Source organism: Streptomyces sp. NPDC005811, assembly GCF_040630405.1.
In the GTDB taxonomy this organism is placed as follows: Bacteria; Actinomycetota; Actinomycetes; order Streptomycetales; family Streptomycetaceae; genus Streptomyces.
The window spans coordinates 98,170-117,454 of the sequence record NZ_JBEXXK010000003.1; the positions used below are offsets into that span (position 1 = coordinate 98,170).

The 19,285-nt window shown below is 73.8% G+C and carries 20 protein-coding genes and 1 tRNA gene; 9 read left to right on the top strand and 12 right to left on the bottom strand.

Going from position 1 to position 19,285, the window contains the following annotated elements:
- The first annotated feature begins 138 nt into the window (after positions 1-138).
- Positions 139-993: a Cof-type HAD-IIB family hydrolase gene (locus tag ABZ490_RS04120; RefSeq protein ID WP_358983789.1), complete on the top strand. Its 855-nt coding sequence runs from the start codon at positions 139-141 to the stop codon at positions 991-993.
- Between the two features lie 13 nt (positions 994-1,006).
- Here ABZ490_RS04120 and ABZ490_RS04125 read toward each other — a convergent pair whose 3' ends face one another.
- From ABZ490_RS04125 to ABZ490_RS04140, 4 genes are all read right to left on the bottom strand, one after another.
- A complete protein-coding gene (locus ABZ490_RS04125) occupies positions 1,007-1,717 on the bottom strand; it encodes a response regulator transcription factor (RefSeq protein ID WP_358983791.1) in 711 nt (236 codons plus the stop codon).
- A 114-nt stretch (positions 1,718-1,831) separates the two neighbouring features.
- Entirely contained in the window at positions 1,832-3,835 is a 2,004-nt protein-coding gene (locus ABZ490_RS04130) for an FtsX-like permease family protein (RefSeq protein WP_358983793.1), read from the bottom strand.
- Positions 3,836-3,857: 22 nt separating this feature from the next.
- The gene (locus ABZ490_RS04135) at positions 3,858-4,541 is read right to left on the bottom strand and encodes an ABC transporter ATP-binding protein (RefSeq protein ID WP_358983795.1); all 684 of its coding nucleotides are present in this window, start codon (positions 4,539-4,541) and stop codon (positions 3,858-3,860) included.
- A complete protein-coding gene (locus ABZ490_RS04140; RefSeq protein ID WP_358983798.1) occupies positions 4,538-4,906 on the bottom strand; it encodes a DUF4333 domain-containing protein in 369 nt (122 codons plus the stop codon). The genes ABZ490_RS04135 and ABZ490_RS04140 overlap by 4 nt, the downstream gene beginning before the upstream one ends.
- A gap of 137 nt (positions 4,907-5,043) precedes the next feature.
- Here ABZ490_RS04140 and ABZ490_RS04145 point away from each other — a divergent pair, with 137 nt between their 5' ends.
- Complete coding sequence (locus ABZ490_RS04145) at positions 5,044-6,300, top strand: amidohydrolase (RefSeq protein WP_358983800.1); 1,257 nt, start codon at positions 5,044-5,046, stop codon at positions 6,298-6,300.
- Here ABZ490_RS04145 and ABZ490_RS04150 read toward each other — a convergent pair.
- Positions 6,294-7,118, bottom strand: a complete 825-nt coding sequence (locus ABZ490_RS04150; protein ID WP_358983802.1) for a lysophospholipase — start codon at positions 7,116-7,118, stop codon at positions 6,294-6,296. The two genes, ABZ490_RS04145 and ABZ490_RS04150, sit on opposite strands and share 7 nt — an antisense overlap.
- 124 nt (positions 7,119-7,242) lie before the next feature.
- On the opposite strand from ABZ490_RS04150, the gene ABZ490_RS04155 reads away from it, so the two are divergent.
- On the top strand, positions 7,243-8,016 hold the full coding sequence (locus ABZ490_RS04155; RefSeq protein WP_358983804.1) for a sulfite exporter TauE/SafE family protein: 774 nt from the start codon (positions 7,243-7,245) through the stop codon (positions 8,014-8,016).
- A 6-nt stretch (positions 8,017-8,022) separates the two neighbouring features.
- On the opposite strand, the gene ABZ490_RS04160 is transcribed toward ABZ490_RS04155, so the two are convergent.
- The 6 genes from ABZ490_RS04160 to ABZ490_RS04185 form a co-directional block, all read right to left on the bottom strand.
- A complete protein-coding gene (locus tag ABZ490_RS04160; protein ID WP_358983806.1) occupies positions 8,023-8,478 on the bottom strand; it encodes a PaaI family thioesterase in 456 nt (151 codons plus the stop codon).
- A 48-nt stretch (positions 8,479-8,526) separates the two neighbouring features.
- On the bottom strand, positions 8,527-9,201 hold the full coding sequence (locus tag ABZ490_RS04165; protein ID WP_358983808.1) for an enoyl-CoA hydratase-related protein: 675 nt from the start codon (positions 9,199-9,201) through the stop codon (positions 8,527-8,529).
- A gap of 54 nt (positions 9,202-9,255) precedes the next feature.
- Entirely contained in the window at positions 9,256-9,852 is a 597-nt protein-coding gene (locus ABZ490_RS04170; RefSeq protein ID WP_358983810.1) for a TetR/AcrR family transcriptional regulator, read from the bottom strand.
- A 143-nt stretch (positions 9,853-9,995) separates the two neighbouring features.
- Positions 9,996-12,083 (bottom strand): MDR family MFS transporter, encoded by a 2,088-nt coding sequence (locus ABZ490_RS04175; RefSeq protein ID WP_358983812.1) that lies wholly within the window; start codon positions 12,081-12,083, stop codon positions 9,996-9,998.
- 70 nt (positions 12,084-12,153) lie between these two features.
- The gene (gene cobF, locus ABZ490_RS04180; RefSeq protein ID WP_358983814.1) at positions 12,154-12,927 is read right to left on the bottom strand and encodes a precorrin-6A synthase (deacetylating); all 774 of its coding nucleotides are present in this window, start codon (positions 12,925-12,927) and stop codon (positions 12,154-12,156) included.
- A 45-nt stretch (positions 12,928-12,972) separates the two neighbouring features.
- Positions 12,973-13,497, bottom strand: coding sequence for a DUF309 domain-containing protein (locus ABZ490_RS04185; protein WP_358984327.1), 525 nt, complete (start codon positions 13,495-13,497; stop codon positions 12,973-12,975).
- A 137-nt stretch (positions 13,498-13,634) separates the two neighbouring features.
- On the opposite strand from ABZ490_RS04185, the gene ABZ490_RS04190 reads away from it, so the two are divergent.
- Together ABZ490_RS04190 and ABZ490_RS04195 are read left to right on the top strand one after the other, a co-directional pair.
- Positions 13,635-13,708, top strand: a tRNA-Pro gene (locus tag ABZ490_RS04190).
- A gap of 78 nt (positions 13,709-13,786) precedes the next feature.
- Positions 13,787-14,350, top strand: coding sequence for a CGNR zinc finger domain-containing protein (locus ABZ490_RS04195; RefSeq protein ID WP_358983816.1), 564 nt, complete (start codon positions 13,787-13,789; stop codon positions 14,348-14,350).
- Positions 14,351-14,365: 15 nt separating this feature from the next.
- On the opposite strand, the gene ABZ490_RS04200 is transcribed toward ABZ490_RS04195, so the two are convergent.
- A complete protein-coding gene (locus ABZ490_RS04200; protein ID WP_358983818.1) occupies positions 14,366-15,412 on the bottom strand; it encodes an alpha/beta hydrolase in 1,047 nt (348 codons plus the stop codon).
- A gap of 192 nt (positions 15,413-15,604) precedes the next feature.
- Between ABZ490_RS04200 and ABZ490_RS04205 the strand changes: the two genes are divergently transcribed.
- From ABZ490_RS04205 to ABZ490_RS04220, 4 genes are all read left to right on the top strand, one after another.
- A complete protein-coding gene (locus tag ABZ490_RS04205; protein ID WP_358983820.1) occupies positions 15,605-16,591 on the top strand; it encodes an aldo/keto reductase in 987 nt (328 codons plus the stop codon).
- A 56-nt stretch (positions 16,592-16,647) separates the two neighbouring features.
- Complete coding sequence (locus tag ABZ490_RS04210) at positions 16,648-17,220, top strand: TetR/AcrR family transcriptional regulator (RefSeq protein ID WP_358983822.1); 573 nt, start codon at positions 16,648-16,650, stop codon at positions 17,218-17,220.
- Between the two features lie 120 nt (positions 17,221-17,340).
- Positions 17,341-18,519, top strand: a complete 1,179-nt coding sequence (locus ABZ490_RS04215; protein WP_358983824.1) for an acyl-CoA dehydrogenase family protein — start codon at positions 17,341-17,343, stop codon at positions 18,517-18,519.
- A 2-nt stretch (positions 18,520-18,521) separates the two neighbouring features.
- Positions 18,522-19,280: an SDR family NAD(P)-dependent oxidoreductase gene (locus ABZ490_RS04220; protein ID WP_358983827.1), complete on the top strand. Its 759-nt coding sequence runs from the start codon at positions 18,522-18,524 to the stop codon at positions 19,278-19,280.
- Positions 19,281-19,285: the final 5 nt, after the last annotated feature.

The window sequence follows — 19,285 nt, forward strand, 5'->3', positions numbered from 1 at the left end:
TCGTGCGACCATCCGTCCGGCTGTCCATTGTGCCGCCCCATGATCATCGCTGTCCCGGGATTCGCGGGGTCCCCCGGTAGGGTGACAATCCGGTCACCCCCGTCGCAGCACGCGCGCCCGCAGCACAGGAAGCAGGACATGCCCTACTCGCACGCCCCCCGGCAGGCCGCCCCCGAGCTCCCGGCCGGTCCCCCCGACATCCGGCTCGTCGTCACCGACATGGACGGCACGCTGCTCGACGACGACAAGCGGATCCCCGAGGGGCTGTGGGACACGCTGGCGCGGCTGCGGGAGCGCGGGGTGCTGTTCAGCCCGGCGAGCGGACGCCAGTACGCCACCCTGGCGGCGGAGTTCGCCGAGGTCGCCGACGGGATGGTGTTCATAGCCGAGAACGGCACCTATGTGGTGCGCGACGGGCGGGAACTCAGCTCCGATCCGCTGGAGCCGGCCGTGACCGCGAGGATCGTGCACACCGCGCGGGGACTCGCGGCCGACGGGGTCGACCTGGGCGCGGTCGTCTGCGGGAAGCGGTCCGCGTACGTCGAGCGGACCGACGAGGCCTTCCTGGCCGAGGTGCGCCGGTACTACGTGCGCTGCGAACAGGTCGAGGACCTCACCGCCGTCGACGACGACGTCATCAAGGTCGCCCTCTTCGACTTCGGCGCCGCCGAGGAGAGCACCGCCCCCGGGCTCGCCCCCTTCGCCGACACCCACCAGGTCGTCGTCTCCGGCGAGCACTGGGTCGACGTCATGAACCGCACCGCCAACAAGGGCGCCGCCCTGCGCCGCCTCCAGCGCGAGCTGGGCATCACCCCCGCGCAGACCGTGGTGTTCGGCGACTACCTCAACGACCTGGAGATGCTGGACGCCGCCGACTGGTCCTTCGCCATGGCCAACGCCCACCCCCGGGTCGTCGAGCGGGCCCGCCACCTCGCGCCCTCCAACAACGACAACGGGGTCCTGCGCACCCTCACCCGCCTCCTGGACCTCTGAGGCACGGCCCGGCTCAGGAGCGCGGTCCGGCGTGGCCGTGCTGCCAGGCCCAGGCCGCGATCTCCACACGGTTCCGGGCACCCAGTTTCAGCTGGACGCTGGAGAGATGGGTCTTCACCGTCGACAGGGAGACGTACAGCCCGGCGGCGATCTCCGCGTTGGTCCGGCCCAGCGCGACCAGGCGGACGACGTCCAGCTCACGGTCGGTGAGCGGCTCGGCGGCGGCCGGGCGCGGGGCGGCCGCGGGCGGCTGCGGGGCGGTGAGATGCCGGAGCAGCCGGACCGTGACCGACGGGGAGACCAGGGAGTCGCCCGCGGCGGCGGCCCGGACCGCCTCGGCGAGGAGCGTCGGCCCGGAGTCCTTCAGCAGGAAGCCGCAGGCACCGCCGCGCAGTGCCCCGTACACGTACTCGTCCAGGTCGAAGGTGGTGACCACGACCACCCGCAGCGGGTCCGCCACCCCGGGCCCGGCGAGCAGCCGGGTCGCCTCCAGGCCGTCCAGCCTCGGCATCCGGATGTCCAGCAGGCACACGTCCGGCCGCAGCTCACGGGCGCGTGCCACGGCCTCCTCGCCGTCGGCGGCCTCCGCGACCACCGTGATGTCCGGCTGCGCGTCCAGGAAGAAGCGGAAGCCGGTGCGGACCATGTCCTGGTCGTCGGCGATCAGGACCCGGATGGGAGCGGCCGCGGTGACGCCGGCGCCGACCTGGTTCGGGGGGATCATGGGTCGCATCATGCCTCAGGTCGGTGGCGGGGGAGGGCGGGCAGGCCCGGCCGGCGAACGGGCGCGGCGCACCGCGCGGACAGCCAGGACGGCGCCGCGGCGGACCGACGGCACTCAGTCCGCGCGCTGCGCCGGGTCCGCCGTCACCCGGCGCAGCAGCGGGCGGCTGGCCGTGATCGCGGCGACCATGGCGAGCGCGCCCAGGACGACACAGACCGCGAGCCGCGTCGCGCCGGCCGTGTCGACGGTGGCCCCGGCCATCTCGTTGAGCCGGTAGGAGCCGTACACCCCCATGGCCGTGGTGCCGCCGGCCAGGACCACCAGGGGGATCACCGTCTCCCGGGTGCGGGCCCGGTCCAGCACCTTCAGCGGGGTGCCCGCCAGCCGCAGCAGGCCGTACACCCGGCGCCGGTCGAGGACGTTCGCCGCGGCGGTCAGGCCCGCGGAGGCGGTCGCGACGAGGAAGCTCAGCGCGAGGGTGCCGGTGCTGACGTCGGCGAGGCGGTCGGTGACCACCCGGTCGCTCGCGCCCGCGTAGTCCTGGCCGTAGGGGGCGCGGGCGGGGCCGAGGCCGGTGAGGGCGGTGGCGGCCGTGTCGAGCGCGCGGTCGCCGCCGGAGACGCGCACGATCAGGCCCTTCGACCCGGCCAGCAGGCTGTCGTAGTCGTCCTCGCGGCCGACCGTGACCGTCGCGGCGACCCCGGACTCCTTCAGCAGGGTGCGCGCCTCGGCCGCCGCCCGCCCGCCGTCGGGGGTGAGCACCGCGAGCGTGTCCCGGTGGGCGGACCCGTCGGTGCCCAGCAGGCTGACCGAGAAGAACCCGGCCGCGAACCCGGCCAGCACCAGTCCGCTGACGGTGCGCCAGGCGCCGCGCGGGTCGTCGCTGAGCCTGCGGCCCGCCAGCAGGGTCGCGGGGCGGCGGGCGAACCGGCCGACGAGCCGGCCCAGCCGGTCCACCACCCACGGCCCGAACAGCCAGAACGCGCCGTAGAAGAGCAGCAGCAGGGAGAGCGCCTGACGCGGCGTGACCCCGCCGTCGCCGCCGGAGGAGGTGAGGATGTAGAGCAGGACCGCCACGAACAGGGCGAGCCGGATCAGCCGGGTGCGGCGCGGGTGCGCCTGCTGGGCGACGCCCAGGGGAGCGGTCGCCACCTGCCGCAGCATGGACACCGCGCTCACCGTGATCAGGACGGCGACCGCCGCCACGGCCGCCGCGACCCAGCCGGGTCCGACCCACAGATCGCCGGTGTACCAGGAGCCGACGCCGAACGGGATCCGGGCCAGCGCGGGCAGCAGCGCCGTGTAGGCCAGCGCGCCCGCGAGGGCCCCAGCCGCGCCGACCGCGGCGGCCTCGGCGGCGGTCATCGCGATGATCTGGCGCGGGGTGGCCCCGGCCAGCCGCAGCGCCGCGAGCCGTTGCTCGCGCCGGGCCGCGCCGAGCCGTCCGGCCGCCGCCGACAGCACCACCACGGGCATCGCCAGCAGGACGACCCCCAGCAGCGCCATGCCCTGGTCGGTGGCGGTGAACATGCTCGCCTTCGTCCCGGTGAACCCGGCGATGCGCGCCCGGGCCGTCTGCCCCTCGTCGAACCAGTTCTGGTCGCCCGCGGCGGCCGCGGAGACCTCCGGGGCGTCCGGGGCCCGGCCCACCACGGCGACCGGTTCGTCCGGCGAGGCGAGACCGGCGGCGCCGACCGTGCCGTAGGACCCGGTCCTCGGGAACCGGTCGGCCAGCCGGTCCGCGGGCAGCTCCCGCAGCAGCTTGGCCAGGGCGGGGGAGACGTACACCTCGCCCGGCCGGGGGAAGCGGGCGAGGCCGGGCGGTGCCCCGGTCGGGGGCCGGCCGGGGAGCCGGGCCAGGGACACCACGGTGACGGGTTCGTGCCGTACGTACGTCGTGGTGACGGCCTGGACGGCGGTGGCCTGCCGGGCGGGCTCGGGGGTGCGCCAGGCGGTGCGGTCGGCGCGGGTGCCGGAGCCCAGACAGGCGGCCAGCACCACCAGCATCACGAACGTGCCGGTCGCGGCGACCGCGGCGGCGAGCAGCAGGCTCTGGAGGCCGCGGCGGCCGGAGGAGCGGGCCAGATGCCAGGTCAGGGGCAGGACGGGGGAGCGCATGCGGTTCTCCTGGGCGTCGCGGTCAGGTGACCGTGTACTGGGTGTGGCCGCTGATCCGGCCGTCGCGGACCTGGAGGACCCGGTCGCAGTGGGCGGCGACGTCCGCGTCGTGCGTGACCATCACCAGGGCGGCGCCCTGCTCCCGGGTGACCGAGGTGAGGAGCCGGACGACCTCCGCGCTGGTGCGCTGGTCCAGGGCACCGGTCGGTTCGTCCGCGAACACCACGTCCGGCTCGACGGCCAGCGCGCGGGCGATGGCGACCCGCTGGGCCTGACCGCCGGACAGCTGCCCGGGCCGGCGCCTCTCCAGTCCGTCCAGGCCCAGCGGGGCGAACCAGCGGCGCGCCCGCTCGACGGCCTTCCCGCGCGGGACGCCCTCCAGCATCAGCGGCAGCGCCACGTTCTCCTCCGCCGGCAGTTCGGGCAGCAGCTGGCCGAACTGGAAGACGAACCCGAAGCGGGAGCGGCGCAGCGCGCTCAGCCGGTTCTCCCCGAGCCTGTCGATGCGCGCGCCGCGCAGCAGCACTTGACCGCCGTCGGGGCGGACGATCCCGGCGAGGGTGTGCAGGAGGGTGGACTTGCCGGACCCCGAAGGACCCATGATCGCGAGGGAGTCGCGCTCGCCGACCTCGACGTCCACGCCGGCCAGGGCGGTGGTCTCGCCGTACGTCTTCACGAGGCCGTGGGCGGCCAGGACCGTGCTCATCGCGTGAACGTCCAGGTGACGGAGTGGGCGGACGCCTTCACCACGGTCACCGGGATGTCGACCGTCCTGCCGCCGTCCTCCTCGCCGACGCAGGTGAGGGTGGCGCCGGCCACCGCCTTCAGACCGCCCGGGCAGGTCACGGTGACGTCCGTGCCGACCCAGGGCAGCGGGTGGTACCGGCTCTCGGTGCGGCCCGCGACGATGTTCGCGGCCAGCGCCCTGTGACCGTCGACGAGGACGGTGGTGTACCGGTCGAGCCCGGTGGTCGACTCGGTGCCGGAGAGCAGATGGGTGCCGAGGCCGCCGACGGCCACCACGGCCGCGGCGCCTCCGATCGCGCCCACGAGGAACTTGCTGGACAGCATCGCGTACTCCTGGAAGGGGAGGGGGAGGAAGGGGTCCCAGCCTCGCCGTCCGGGACCGCCCCGCGCCTCGGCCGAACGGCCGGGATCCCAGGGCCGGTTCCTCGACCGTTCGGCCGACCACCCCGTACCCTCCGGCTATGACCGAACCGGCCGTCGTCGCCCGTCTCACCCGGGAGATCACCTCGGGTCTGAAGCAGGGGGACCTGGAGGACTTCTACCGGGACCTGCACCGCCACCCCGAACTCGCCTTCGCGGAACACCGCACCGCGGCGCGGCTCGCCGGCCGGCTGCGGGCCGCCGGGTACGCGGTGACCGAGGGCGTCGCCCGCACCGGGGTGGTCGGGGTGCTGGCCCACGGCGAGGGGCCGGTGGTGTGGCTGCGCGGCGACATGGACGCGCTGCCGGTGCGGGAGGCGACCGGGCTGCCGTACGCCTCGACGGTCGACGGGGTGATGCACGCCTGCGGCCACGACCTCCACATCACCTGGCTGGCCGCCGCGGCCGAGGCCCTCGCCGCCGCCCGGGACCTGTGGTCCGGCACGCTCGTCGTGGTCGGGCAGCCCGCCGAGGAGGCGGAGGGCGGGGCGGCCGCGATGGTCGCGGACGGCGTCCACGAGCGGTTCCCGCGCCCCGACGTGCTGTTCGGGCAGCACGCGGCGCCCGGCCTCGCCGGCTTCTACCCGCACACCCCGGGTCTGACCCTGGCGGCCTCCGACGACCTCGACGTCGTCGTGCACGGGGTGGGCGGACACGGCTCACGGCCCGAATCGACCGTCGACCCGGTGGTCACGGCCGCGTACGTCGTCACCCGGCTGCAGACGGTCGTCTCCCGGGAGGTCGCGGCGGGCGAGTCGGCGGTGCTGACGGTCGGGTCCTTCCACGCCGGGACGAAACCCAACATCATCCCGGCCGAGGCACGGCTCTCGCTGAACGTACGGACCCGCGACGACCGGGTGCGCGAGCGCGTCCTCACCGCGATCCGCCGGATCGTCGAGGGCGAGTGCGCCGCCGCGGGCTGCCCGGTGCCGCCCGAGGTCACGGTCCTGCCCGGCTATCCGAACACGGTCAACGACCCGGTCCTGGACGGCGAGATCGCCGCCGTCCACCGGCAACTCTTCGGCGAGCACACGGTGTTCGACTTCGGCGGCACGATGGGCAGCGAGGACTTCTCGCTCCTCGCGCCGCGGGGCGTGCCGTACGACTACTGGTACGTCACCTCGACCCCCGCCGCCGTCTGGGAGGCGGCGCCGGGCGAGGAGTTGACGGAGAAGTTCGCCAACGTGCCCGGAAACCACAGCCCGTTGTTCGCGCCGGATTCTTCGGTGCTGGTGCCGGGGGTACGGACGCTGGTGTCGGCGGCGCTGTCCCGGCTGGCGTCGGGCTCGCCTCAGTAGGCGGGCCGGAGCGGCCCTCCGTGGCCGAGCGCCCCGTCCAGGAAGCCGGTCAGGTCGGCGAAGACCTCCGTCCGGTTCGTCTCGTGGAACACCTCGTGGCGGGCGCCCGGGTAGATCCGCTCGGTCGGAGCGTCCCCGGCGAGCCGCTCGACACCGGTGCGGCTGCCGGGCAGCGGGACCAGCCGGTCGGCGTCGCCGTGCAGCCACAGCACCGGGAGCGCGCCGACGGGGCCGTCCTCGGCGACGGTCTCCAGGGCCCGTACGAAGGCCTCCAGCGTCGGCCGTTTCATCGGCCCGTGCCAGACCAGGGGATCCGCCGCGTACGCCGTCCCGACCGCCGGGTCACGGGAGAGGGCGGCGGGGCTGACGGGGACGTCGGGGATCTCGGCGTGCGCCAGCAGCCGTCCCGGCAGCTCCCAGGCGCCGATGACCGGCCCGGACAGGACGAGCGCGGCGAGACCGCTGCGGTACCGCTGGGCGTAGCGGGCGGCGATCAGGCCGCCCATGGAGTGCCCGACCACGACCAGCGGCAGGTCCGGGTGGGCGGCCCGGGCGAGCTCCACGACGGCCCGCGCGTCGGTGACCACGTCCTCGAAGTCCTCGATCCGCACCCGTTCGCCGTCGGACCTGCCGTGCCCCATGTGGTCGGGTGCGAACACGGCGGCGCCGTGCGCGGTCAGGACACCGGCGAGTTCCTCGTGGCGGCGGGCGTGCTCGCCGTAGCCGTGCACGAGCAGGGCCAGATAGCGGGCCGCCGGGTTCGGCCACACATGCGCCGTGATCGCTCCGCGGGTGCCCGCGAGGACGTGCTCGGTCATGGCTCCTCCAGCCGGGTCGGGTGCCGTCTCGGAGGGATCCTCCCAGGGCCGCGCCCGGTGATCCGGCCATCTGGCGAGACGGTTCTTACGCCGCCGAATACGTGCGCATAGCATCGGTCTCCGCATGAACACGATGAATCTGTGGCACATCACCGGCTGGGAGTTCGCCGCCCTCGCCCTCGCGGCGCTGCTGGTCGGCTTCTCCAAGACGGCGGTCAGCGGCGCCAACACGGTCAGCCTGGCGATCTTCGCGGCGGTCCTGCCGGCCCGCGCGTCGACCGGGGTCCTGCTGCCGCTGCTGATCGCCGGGGACGTCCTGGCCGTCCTCACCTACCGGCGGCACGCCCACTGGCCCACCCTGTGGCGGCTGTTCCCGGCGGTCGCGGCCGGGGTCGTCCTCGGCACGGTCTTCCTGATGTGGGCCGACGACGGGGCGGTGCGCACCTCGATCGGCGCGATCCTGCTGCTGATGGCGGCCGTGACCGTGTGGCGCCGCCGCACGGCCGAGGCGCCCGTCGACCCCGACGCGGTCGTCACCCGCGCGGGCCGCGTCAAGGCCCGCTCCTACGGCGTCCTCGGCGGCTTCACCACGATGGTCGCCAACGCGGGCGGCCCGGTGATGTCGATGTACCTGCTCTCGGCGGGCTTCCGCAAACTCGGCTTCCTCGGCACCTCCGCCTTCTTCTTCCTCATCGTCAACCTCTCGAAGGTGCCGTTCAGCGCGGGCCTCGGCCTCATCGACGGCCCCTCGCTGCTCCTGGACGCCGCGCTCGCCGTGTTCGTCGTCCCCGGCGCCCTGCTCGGCAAATGGGCCGTCCACCGCATCAACCAGCGCCTGTTCGAGCAGCTCGTCATCGCGGCGACCGTCGTGGGCGGCCTGCAACTGCTCCTGCGCTAGCCGGGGTCAGTCGCCCGGGCCGAGGATCATGCAGGTGGTCGTCGCGTGGGCGATCAGGCGGCCCTGGTCGTCGACGACCCTGCCCTCGGCGGTGGCCGTGCGGCGGCCCGCGTGGACGACCGTGCCCTCGGCGGTCAGGGTCTGGCCGTCCGTGCGGGCGGGCCGTATGTAGTTCACCTTGAGTTCCAGCGTGGTGTAGCCGGTGCCGGCGGGCAGGGTGGTGTGGACCGCGCAGGCGAGGGCCGAGTCCAGCATGGTCGCGGCGATGCCGCCGTGCACGGTGCCGAGCGGGTTGGCGAAGTCGGGGCGGGTGTCGAGCGAGAGCACGGCCCGTCCGTGCTCCACCTCGTCGAAGCGCATCCCGAGCAGCCGCCCGATGGACGGCCGGTCGCCGAGCTTTCCGTCCCGTACGAGACGCAGGAGTTCGAGGCCGGACAGGGCGGAGAGGTCGGTGGTGGTCACGCGGGGTCCTTTCGCGGGGGCTTGCTGGTGTCGCCGTACCGGAGGTGCTCAGTCGCCGAGCGGGTTCTCCCGCTCGCGCAGGGGCGCCAGCACGTGCGCGTACATGCGGGAGCGGATGGTGCGCAGGGTGTCGCCCACCTTCCCGGCCTGGGCCGCGGCGAGTTCGACGGCCGTCGCCCGTACGGCGTCCTCGTCGACCGCGTGGTCCACGATATCGGCCGCCACCGCCTCCCGGCCGCCGTAGCGGCGGGCGGTGACCATGGCCTCGTGCGCGGCCCGCGGGGTGAGCCGGGCCTGCACCAGGGCGGACATGCCGGGCGAGAACGGGATGCCGAGGTCGGCCTCGGGCAGACACCAGAAGCCGCGGTCGGCGCGCATCACCCGCAGATCGTGGGCCAGCGAGAACATCGCGCCCGCGGCGAAGGTGTGCCCCTGGAGCGCGGCCACGGTCACGACCGGCAGGGTCAGCAGCCGGGCGTACAGCGCGTGCACCGAGACCACGTACTCCCGCTGCCGGTCGGGGTGGGCGAACAGCCAGTCCAGGTCGAGGCCGTTGGACCAGAACCGGCCCGTCGCCGCGGTCACCAGGGCCCGCGGGCCGTCCGCCTTCTCCACCTCGTCCAGGGCGGCGTCGACGGCGGCGAGCCAGTCGGGGTGGAAGCGGTTCTCCCCGTCCCCGAGGTCGAGGACGAAGACGTTCTCCTGCCGGTCGAGCGTGGGCATGGCGACTCCTTCAGGATGCAGGATGCAGGACGGGGACGGATCGGCGGACGTGTTTCAGGACCGCGGGCGGGCCGTCCGCAGGGCGTGGTCCAGGAGGTCGTGGATCTCGGCGGCGGCCGCGTCGAGCGGGCCGGTGCTCCGCTCGGCCCGGCACATCACCACCGCCCCCTCCACGGCGGCGACGACGAACGCGGCCAGCCGTCCGCCGCGTTCCTCGGGCAGCCCGTGCCGCACCAGCAGCGTGGTCAGCGCCCGCTGCCAGCGGGCGAAGGCCGCCGCCGCGGAACGGGCCGGCTCCGGGGCGGTGTCGTCGTTCTCCACGGCCACCGCCACGACGGGACAGCCGACACGGAAGTCGCTGCGCAGCAGCCGCTCCCGCCACAGCGTGAAGAACGCGTCCACGGCCCGCAGCGGATCGGGGTCGTCCACGGCGCTCTCGATCAGCCCGGCGATGAAGTCCCCGGCGAACACCACGGCCTCGTCGATCAGTTGCGCCCGCCCGCCCGGAAAGTGGTGGTACACCGAGCCGCGCGGCGCCCCGCTGTGCGCGAGCACCCGGTCGATGCTCACCCCGGCGGCCCCGTGCTCGCCCAGCAGGTCGGCGGCGCCGGCGATCATCCGGTGACGGCTGTCGGTCCTGCGCGGGCTCATGGGCGCACCTCTCCGCAGGCGCGCTCGGTACGGCCTCCTGCTACTGGTCGGTAATTATGCTCCATGACATAGAACATGCAAGGGGCGTCGGCCAGGAACGTGTCGACCATGAACGCGTCGACCGCGAACCGGCCGGAGGTTCCTCAGGGCGCGACGGCCGCCGGTTCGGGTTCCGTACGGCCCCGGGGCGCCTCGTCGCCGAGATCCTCGGCCAGCAGCCGCTTGGAGATGGCGTCCACGGCGGCGCGCAGATCGCTCGGCGCGGGGTGGCCGATGTCCCGGGCCACCCTTTCCTCCAGCCACCGGGCCCAGGCCTCGGTGATCACGCCGGCCTCGCGCACCCCCGCCCCGGTCAGCGAGAGCAGCGAGCCGTCCCGGGTCACGTACCCCTCGTCGACCATGCGGTCGAACACCGGCAGCAGCACCTCGGGCGGCAACCGGCGGCGGGCGGCGACCAGCCCCACGCTGGTGTGGCCCACCATCCGGTCGTGCAGTTCCACCTGCATCACCGCCCAGGCGCCCGCCACGTCCAGCCGGGTGTCGGAGTCCTCGAAGATCCGGCGCGCGGTGTCCAGCCCCGCCCCTCCGATGATCTTCGCGACGGAGGCCTCCAGGACCCGCTGCGCGTTCGCGTCGTGCGGGGAGCCGAACCCCTCGCCCAGGTCGGTGGAGCCCATCCGCGCGCTGTCCCGCAGCGGGACCTGCTGGAGGAACAGGGCGACGACGAAGCCGACCGCCGCGACCGGCACGGTCCACAGGAACACCGTCTGCAGGGTGTCGGCGTACGCCTCGACGATCGGCGCGGCGACCTCGGAGGGCAGCGCGTGCACGCCCTCCGGGCTGGTCGCGGCCCGGGCGACGGCCGCCGGGTCCGGGGTGCCGCCCGCGATGGCCGCGGCGGAGGCGACGCCCTCGCGCAGGTTGGGCGTGAGGGCGTTGGTGTAGATCGTGCCGAAGACGGCCGTGCCGAACGAACTGCCCAGGGTGCGGAAGAAGGTGACGCCGGAGGTGGCGGTGCCGAGGTCGGCGTAGGCCACGGTGTTCTGCACGGCGATCGTCAGCACCTGCATGCACAGACCGATGCCGGTGCCGAGCACGAACATGTAGAGCGACTCCGGCCCGGCGCCCGTGTCCGGCCCCATCAGGGACATCAGAAACAGGCCCAGGCCCATCACCAGCGAGCCGACGATCGGGAAGAGCCGGTACCGGCCGGTCTTGCCGACCACGTTGCCGCTGAAGATCGACGCGATGAGCAGCCCGGCCACCATGGGCAGCGTGCGCACCCCGGAGACGGTGGCCGAGTCGCCGTCGACGTACTGGAGATAGGTCGGCAGATAGGTCAGCGCGCCGAGCATCGCGAAGCCCACGATGAAGCTGAGGACCGAGCAGACCGTGAAGACGGGGCTGCGGAACAGATGCATCGGCAGCATGGGTTCCTTCGCCCGGGTCTCCACCAGGCAGAACAGGGCGAGGGCGACGGCCCCGCCCGCGAACAGCCCGATGACGACACCCGAGTTCCAGGCGTACTCCGTACCGCCCCAGCTGGTCGCCAGGATCAGCGCGCTCGCCCCGGCCGCGATCAGCGCGATGCCCAGGTAGTCGATCACGGGCCGGCCCGCCGAGCGCACCACGGGGATGGTGCGGGCGGCCGCGACGACGACCAGGACCGCGATCGGCACGTTGACGTAGAAGGCCCAGCGCCAGGAGAGATGGTCCGTGAACAGCCCGCCCAGCAGCGGGCCGACGACGGTCGCCACCCCGAACACGGCGCCGATCGCGCCCTGGTACTTGCCGCGCTCGCGCAGCGGGATCACATCGGCGATCAGCGCCATCGCCGTCACCATCAGCCCGCCCGCGCCGACGCCCTGCACCGCCCGCCAGGCGATCAGCAGCGACATGTCGGTGGCCAGGCCGCACAGGAACGAGCCGGTGATGAAGACGATCGCCGAGACCTGGAAGACCACCTTGCGGCCGAACAGGTCGCCGAACTTGCCGACGAGGACCGTCGCCACGGTCTCGGCCAGCAGATACGCCGTGACCACCCAGGACATGTGGGTGGCCCCGCCGAGGTCCGACACGATCGTCGGCAGCGCGGTGCCCACGATCGTCTGGTCCAGCGCCGCGAGCAGCATGCCCAGCACGATCGTCACGAACACGATGTTCCGGCGGCCCGGGTCCAGCACGGGCGGCTGCGCGGCGGAGGAGGGGGCTCTGTCCTCGGCGACGGTCACGACGTCACGATCACACCGGCGGGCCGCCCCCGCATGCCGGACGGGCCGCCCGGGCTATCGTCGGCCGGGGCTACCGCTCGCCCGGGTTGCGGCGCAGCAGATAGGTGTCCATGATCCAGCCCTTGCGCTCGCGCGCCTCGGCCCGCACCCGCTCGATCCGGGGGCCGGCCTCGGCGAGCGGACCGGAGACCAGGATCTCGTCCGGGGTGCCGATGTAGGCGCCCCAGTAGATGTCGATGTCCTCCTCGGCGTACCGCCGGAAGGTCTGGTGGGCGTCCAGCATCACCACCACGTCGTCCACCCCGTCCGGGAACCCCTCGGCGAGCCGCCGACCGGTGGTGATCTGCACCGGGCGCGCCACCCGGTTCAGACCGGTGCGGTGCCGGGCGACCAGCGCCGAGACACTGCTGATACCGGGCACGACGTCATGCTCGAAGGCCACCGTGCCGCGCGCCAGCACCTCCTCCAGGACGCCCAGGGTGCTGTCGTAGAGCGCGGGGTCGCCCCACACCAGGAACGCGCCGCTCTGGTCCTCGCCCAGCTCCTGCGCGATCAGCCGCTCGTAGATGTCCGCGCGGGCGCTGCGCCAGTCGCCGACCGCCGGGGAGTAGGAGGCCCCGCCGGCCCCGCGGTCCCGCTCCGGATCCCGCGCCTCGACCACCCGGTACCCGCCCTCGGGCAGATGGGTCTCGAGGATGTCCCGGCGCAGCCGCGTCAGGTCGCTCTTCACCTCGCCCTTGTCCAGGACGAAGAAGACGTCCGTGCCCCGCAGGGCCCGCACGGCCTGGAGGGTGAGCTGGTCGGGGTCGCCCGCGCCGATACCGATGACATGAATCTTTCGCACGCCACCGAGTCTGCCGTACGCCACGGACCGTGACCGGACCGGGAGTCACCGCAACCGCGGCGCACACCGCCCCGCGTCCACCGAGGCCCCGGTCCGCTCCACCTCGTCGGCCAGCGCCCGCCCCCAGCGGACGACCTCCGGCAGATCCATCCCGTGCACCCGTACCGCTCCCGCGCCCGCCGTCCACTCCTCCACGGCCCCGGCGCCGCGCCGCAGCAGCCGGGGACCGCCGGTGAGGTTGCCCCGGGCCGCGTGGGTCAGTCCGACGGCGAGCTGGGCGAGCCCCCGCCACAGGCCGCGCTCCGCCTCCGGGCCGGTCTTCCAGGCGTCCTCGAAGACCTCGTGCGCATGGAAGGGCCGGCCCGCGTCCAGCAGGGCCTGCGCCTCCGCGACAGTCTCCTCCGGACCGCGCACGATCCCCTCGGGCTGCCGGGCCACCCCCTGCGCCCCGTACGGCAGCGGCCGCCCCAGTCCGTCCCGGGGCCGCGCACTGCGCGCCCGCCCCTCGCCGTCCCGGTCCCGGGCCCCGCCGGCCGGCCCGCCCCTCGCGCCGCCCCGAGTGCTCCCCATGCCGTCCACGCGCTCCCTGCGGTCCGTACGGTCCATACGCCCGATTGTCCCGCGCCCGGGTCCCTTTCGGTGCGGCGCCCGTCGTGGGGTAAAGTGCTGTTCGCGCGATCACGCGGAACTCCGCGAGGGTGGCGCACCGGGACGTGGCGCAGCTTGGTAGCGCACTTGACTGGGGGTCAAGGGGTCGCAGGTTCAAATCCTGTCGTCCCGACTTGCTGGAACAGCAGGTCAGAGGCCGTATCGGAGGCTCCGGTACGGCCTTTTCCGCGTCACCTGTCACCATGGTGACGTGAACCTCGACCATGTCTTTCTCTGCGGAGATCCCGCCCTGGATCTCGCCGCGACCCTGCGGGCCAGGAGGTCGGAGCGGTTCGAGATGTTCGTGTCGCCGGAGCGCCTGGACGCCTGGTTCCTGGAGTCCGGGGTGGTGGACGCCGTCACGCCCAGCGGGGCGGCCGACGTCGACCACGCGAAGCTGCTGCGGGAGGCGATCTACGAGCTGGTTGTCACCCGTCTGACCGGTGATGCCTACGATCGCAGGGCCCTCGCCGTCGTGAACAGCGCGGCCCGCAGGCCCGCCGCCGTCCCGCAGCTCACCCCGGCGGGCCGGTGGACGGACGCGACCCCGCAGGAGGCGCTGTCGACGGTGGCGCGCCATGCCGTCGCGCTGCTCAGCGGTCCGGACGCGCCGCTGCTGAAGGAGTGCGGCAACCCCGAGTGCACCCGCGTCTACCTCGACCGGTCGCGCGGGGTGCGCCGGCAGTGGTGCGGCATGGAGTCCTGCGGCAACCGGCTCAAGGCCGCCGCGTACCGCGCCCGCAGGAGGCGGTCCGCCGCCCCCGCCGAGCGGTGACGGCGGCCCGTCCCGTCAGCCGGCCAGGGCCCGCGCCTCGAGCACGGCGTCCGTGAAGGCCTCCGGCGCCTCCTGGGGGACGTTGTGGCCGACGCCCGCCAGGGTCCGGTGCGCGTAGGGGCCCGAGAACCTGTCCCGGTACATCGCGCCGTCCCCCGCCGGGGTGAACGGGTCGCGTTCCCCGTCGAGGGTGACGGTCGGGACACCGATCACGGGCCGCCGGGCGAGCCGCCGTTCGAGGTCGTCGTACCGTGCCTCGCCCTCCGCCAGGCCCAGCCGCCAGCGGTAGTTGTGGATCACGATGTCGACGTGGTCCGGGTTGTCGAAGGCCGTCGCGGTGCGGGCGAACGCGGCCTCGTCGAAGTCCCAGGTCGGTGAGTTGAACCGCCACACCTGGCGGGCCAGGTCCGTGCGGTAGGCCGGGTTCTCCAGGCCGAGGCGGCCCCGCTCCGTGGCGAAGTAGTACTGGTACCACCAGGCCCACTCGGCCGACGGCGGCAGCGGTGCGCGGTTCGCCTCGCGGTCGGTGATCAGATAGCCGGTGACCGAGACCAGCGCCGTGCAGCGCCCGGGCCACAGCGCGGCGACGACGTCGGCCGTCCGCGAGCCCCAGTCGAACCCGGCGAGGACCGCCCGTTCGATCCCCAGCGCGTCCATCAGCGCGAGCACGTCCAGGGCGACCGCCGACTGCTGGGCGTTGCGCGCGGTGCGCGCCGAGCGGAACCGCGTCGTGCCGTGGCCGCGCAGATACGGCACGACGACCCGGTGGCCCCGCGCCGCCAGCAGGGGCGCGACCTCGGCGTAGCTGTGGATGTCGTACGGCCAGCCGTGCAGCAGGACGACGGCCGGGCCGTGGGCGGGGCCCCTCTCGACGTACCCGATGTCCAGGACGCCGGCCCGGACCTGTCGCAGCGGTCCGAAGAACGGCGCGTCCCCCGAGGGGCGCACGCGGGTGCCGGTCCCGGTGTCGGCGGCCGTCGCCGCCGGTGCGCCCGGGCCCGTGAGGGCGGCGCCGACCGCCCCCGCTCCCGCCCAACCGCCCAAACCCCGCCTGCTGATCATCCGGATGCTCCCTCCGTCGCGGTGTCGTGGCGACCGTCCCATGGGCTGCGTCACCTGTCAAACCGGTGACGCGCGATGCGATGTGTCATATCCCTTGCCTTGAAGCGCACTTCAAGCTGAAGACTCCTCTTCGAGCCGGGCCGCCCACGGTCCGGACGAACGATGCGAGAGAACGATGCGAGAGGAGACGGCATGAAGTACCGCACCCTCGGCACGGACCCCGCCACCCGGCGTGAGGTGAGCGTGCTCGCGCTCGGCGCGATGCTGTTCGGGTCGGTGACCGACGAGGAGACGTCGTTCGCGATCCTCGACCGTTACGTCGAGGCCGGAGGCAACTTCGTCGACACCTCCGACAACTACGCGTTCTGGGTGGACGGCGGCCAGGGCGGCCAGAGCGAGGAGTTGCTCGGCCGGTGGCGGCGCAGCCGGGGCGTCGGCGACGAGATCGTCTTCGCCACCAAGCTCGGCGCCCGCCCGCTCGCCCCCGGCACCGGCTTCACCGACAACCCCGAGGGGCTCTCGGCGAAGGTGATCCGCGAGTCCGCCGAACGCAGCCGGGAACGCCTCGGGGTGGCGAAACTGGACCTCCTCTACGCCCACATCGACGACCACACCGTGCCGCAGCGCGAGACCGTCGAGGCGTTCGCGGAACTCGTCGCCGAGGGCACGGTCGGCCTGCTCGGAGCGAGCAACCAGGCGATGTGGCGCGTGGAGCGGGCCCGTGCCCTCGCCGCCGCGGCCGGCCTGCCCGGCTACGAGGTGCTCCAGTACCAGCACAGCCATCTGCGCCCGCGCACCGACATCCCCGACGACCTCTTCCCGGACGGGAGCCTCGGGCACGCGGGCGCCGAACTCCTCGGCTATCTGCGGGCCGAGCCCGCGCTGACCCTGGTCGCGTACTCCCCGCTGCTCAAGGGGGCCTACACCCGCCCCGACCGGCCGCTGCCCGCGGACTACGACCATCCGGGCACCCCGGCCCGGCTCGCCGCGCTGCGCGAGGTCGCGCGCGAGACCGGGGCCACCGTGAACCAGGTCGTCCTGGCCTGGCAGTCGGGCGGCGAGCTGCCGATCGTGCCCCTGGCCGGCGCGTCCTCCCTCGCGCAACTGGAGGAGAACCTCGCCGCCATGGACCTGGAACTGACCGAGGAGCAGCGGGACCGGCTGGACTCCGTGCACTGAGGGAGGCGGGGGAGAGGGCCCGGCGGGCGGGGCTACCGGCCGGTTACGCTGGGTCCATGCCGTCCACCCGCCGTACCGCCCGACAGGCCGACCTGCTGGAACGACTCGTCGCGCTGCTCACGGCGGAAGGGTTCTCCGCCCTCACCCTGGACGACCTCGCCGAGCGGCTGCGCTGCTCGAAGACCACGCTCTACCAGCTCGCCCGCAGCAAGCAGGGCCTGGTCGTCGAGGCGGTCAAGCACTACTTCCGCGGTGCGACGGAGGCCGTGGAGAAGCGGGTGGCGCAGACCGTGGACCCCTCGGACCGGGTCCGGGTGTACCTCACCACCGTGGCCGAACAGCTGCGCCCGCTCTCCCGCGCCTTCCTCGACGACGTGGCGGACTTCCCGCCCGCCCGCGAGGTGTACGAGGCCAACACGCGAATGGCCGCGGAGCGGGTGCGGCAGCTGATCGCCGAGGGGGTCTCCGGCGGCGCCTTCCGGGACGTGCACACCGCGTTCGTCGGCGAGGTCGCCGCGGCGACGATGCGCCAGATCCAGCAGGGCGAGCTCAAGACGCGCACCGGGCTGACCGACGCGGAGGCCTACGAGCAGCTCGCCTCGCTGATCGTGCACGCCGTCTCCTCCTGATCCGGCCCCCCACTTTCGGGGGTGCCCCGGCATGCCCGGGTGCCGTACTGTGAATGATACGTTCGTACGCACTTCAGTATCATTTCCCGTACTACTCGGTACCACTCCGGGGAGGTCACCATGCCTGCCACTCGCGCCCTGCCGACCGAGGAGGCCGTGGAGCTCGTCCAGCTCACGCGCACCCTCGCCGCCAAGGAGCTCGCTCCCCGGGTCGCCGACGCGGAGGCGGACGGGGCGTTCCCCCGGGACGCGTTCCGCACCCTCGGCCGCAGCGGCCTGCTCGGACTGCCGTTCGCCGAGGAGGACGGCGGGGCGGGACAGCCCTACGAGGTCTACCTCCAGGTGCTGGAGGAGGTCGCCGCGGTCTGGTCGAGCGTCGCCGTGGGCATCTCCGTGCACGCCCTGTCCTGCTTCCCGCTCGCCCGCTTCGGCACCGCGGAGCAGCGGCGCGGCTGGCTGCCGGACATGCTCGGCGGGGAACTGCTCGGCGCGTACTGCCTGTCCGAGCCGCACGCGGGCTCCGACCCGGCGGCCATGCGGACCCGCGCCGTGCGCGACGGCGACACCTATGTGCTGAACGGCGCCAAGGCCTGGACCACCCACGGCGGACACGCCGACTTCTACACCGTCATGGCCCGCACCTCCGAGGACCGCAGCCACGGCATCTCCTGCTTCCTCGTCCCGGCGGACACCCCGGGGCTCAGCGCCGACCCGCCGGAGCGCAAGATGGGGCTGACCGGCTCGGCCACCGCCACCATGCGGCTGGACGACGTCCGGGTGCCGGCCGACCGGCTCATCGGGGAGGAGGGGCAGGGGCTGAAGATCGCGCTCGCCTCCCTCGACCACGGCCGGCTCGGCATCGCCGCCGTGGCCTGTGGGCTCGCCCAGGGCGCCCTCGACCACGCGGTGCGCTACGCCCGGGAGCGGGAGACCTTCGGCAAGCCGATCATCGAGCACCAGGGGCTGGCGTTCGTGCTGGCCGACATGGGCGCCGCGATCGAGTCGGCGCGGGCCACCACGCTGTCCGCCGCCCGGCTGAAGGACCTCGGTCTGCCCTTCACACGCGAGGCGTCGATCGCCAAACTCGTGGCCACGGACAACGCCATGAAGGTGACCACGGACGCCGTGCAGGTCCTCGGGGGGTACGGCTACACCCGCGACTTCCCCGTCGAGCGCTATATGCGCGAGGCCAAGGTCATGCAGATCTTCGAAGGAACCAACCAGATCCAGCGCATGATCATCTCCCGTGCGCTGGACCGTAACGACGGCGGTGTGCTCACCGCCCTCGGCAAGGAGTGATGATGCAGCTCGCCCACACCGCCGCCCTCGTCACCGGCGGTGCCTCCGGGCTCGGCGCGGCCACCGCGAAGGCCCTCGCCGAGCGCGGCGCGCAGGTGTTCGCCCTCGACCTCAAGGACGGCGTCGACCGGGCCCCCGAGGTCGACGGCGTCACCTACGTCCCGGCCGACGTCACCGACCCCGAGCAGGTCCGTGCCGCCGTCGCCGCCGCGGCGGACGCCGGGGTCCCGCTGCGCACGGTCGTCAACTGCGCCGGCATCGGCCCGTCCGCGCGGATCCTCGGCAGGAAGGGCGTCCACGACCTCGCCCTGTACGCCAAGGTGATCCAGATCAATCTGATCGGCACCTTCAACGTCCTCGCGCTCGCCTCCGAGGCCATCGCCGCCACCGAGGCCGACGAGCACGGCCAGCGCGGCGTCATCGTCAACACCGCGTCGATCGCCGCGTACGACGGCCAGATCGGCCAGGCCGCCTACTCCTCGTCGAAGGGGGGCGTCGTCGGACTGACCCTGCCCGCCGCGCGTGACCTGGCGCAGTACGGCATCCGGGTGTGCACCATCGCCCCGGGCATCGTGGAGACGCCGATGCTGGCCACCGTCTCGGAGGAGTACCGGGCGGGCCTCGCGGCCGGGGTGCCCTTCCCGCAGCGGCTGGCGCGGCCCGAGGAGTACGCGCAGCTGGCCCTGTCGATCATCGACCACGACTACCTCAACGGTGAGACCATCCGCATGGACGGCGCCCTGCGGATGGCCCCGAAGTAGCCGGG